The sequence below is a fragment of the Streptomyces bobili genome, from assembly GCF_002154575.1.
GTDB classification, from domain to species: Bacteria; Actinomycetota; Actinomycetes; order Streptomycetales; family Streptomycetaceae; genus Streptomyces; species Streptomyces bobili.
The window spans coordinates 1-1,064 of the sequence record NZ_MUBA01000623.1 but is presented as its reverse complement, the minus strand read 5'-3'; the positions used below and the strand labels follow the sequence as shown (position 1 = coordinate 1,064).

The 1,064-nt window shown below is 68.0% G+C and carries 2 protein-coding genes and 1 pseudogene; all 3 read left to right on the top strand.

All coding sequences use genetic code 11. From position 1 onward, the window contains the following. Positions 1–121: pseudogene (gene rplC / locus BZL64_RS35080) on the top strand (50S ribosomal protein L3); the annotation flags it as partial. A gap of 8 nt (positions 122–129) precedes the next feature. Next, positions 130–786 (top strand): 50S ribosomal protein L4, encoded by a 657-nt coding sequence (rplD, locus tag BZL64_RS35075; protein WP_086773106.1) that lies wholly within the window; start codon positions 130–132, stop codon positions 784–786. Next, a partial coding sequence (rplW, locus tag BZL64_RS35070) for a 50S ribosomal protein L23 (protein ID WP_086773105.1) occupies positions 786–1,064 on the top strand: 279 nt, incomplete at its 3' end. The genes rplD and rplW, both read left to right, overlap by 1 nt.

Genomic DNA, 1,064 nt, shown 5'->3' with positions numbered 1-1,064 from the left:
CACCCAGAACCTGACCGTCCACGCCGTTGACGCGGAGAAGGGTCTGCTGCTCATCAAGGGCGCGGTTCCCGGTCCGAACGGCGGCCTCGTCCTGGTCCGCACCGCGGCCAAGGGGGCCTGAGGTAACCGATGAGCACTGTTGACATCCTTTCGCCTGCAGGCGAGAAGACCGGAAGCGTCGAGCTCCCCGCGGAGATCTTCGGCGTGGAGAAGATCAGCATCCCGCTGATCCACCAGGTCGTCGTCGCGCAGAACGCCGCTGCCCGTCAGGGCACGCACAAGACCAAGCGCCGCGGTGAAGTCCGTGGTGGCGGTCGGAAGCCGTACCGCCAGAAGGGCACCGGCCGCGCCCGCCAGGGCTCGACCCGCGCGCCGCAGTTCGCCGGCGGTGGCGTCGTCCACGGCCCGCAGCCGCGTGACTACTCGCAGCGGACCCCGAAGAAGATGAAGGCTGCCGCTCTGCGCCACGCCCTCACCGACCGGGCCCGCCACAACCGGATCCACGTCGTCACCGGCGTGATCGAGGGCGAGACTCCGTCCACGAAGTCCGCTCGGACGCTGTTCGGCAAGATCTCGGAGCGTAAGAACGTGCTCCTGGTCATCGACCGCTCCGACGAGGCCGCGTGGCTGTCCGCCCGCAACCTGCCCCAGGTGCACATCCTGGAGCCGGGCCAGCTGAACACGTACGACGTGATCGTCTCGGACGACGTGGTCTTCACCCAGGCCGCTCTCGAGTCCTTCGTCGCCGGCCCGAAGGCCAACGACACCGAAGGGAGTGACGCCTGATGGCTACGCGTCACCCGAGCATCGCCCCCAAGGCTGCGAAGGCCGCCAAGGCCGCGCGTCTCGCGAAGGCCCGCCGCCACGCCGCCGAGGGCAAGAACACCGTCGTCACCGCGCCCAGCAAGGCGTACACGGACCACCGTGACGTGCTGCTGAAGCCGGTCGTGTCGGAGAAGAGCTACGCGCTTCTCGACGAGAACAAGTACACGTTCATCGTCGACCCGAACGCCAACAAGACCCAGATCAAGCAGGCCGTCCAGGCGGTCTTCTCGGTCAAGGTC

Coding starts and splice junctions, on each gene's coding strand:
- rplD (WP_086773106.1), top strand. CDS start 130: ATGAGCACTGTTGACATCCTTTCGCCTGCAGGCGAGAAGACCGGAAGC.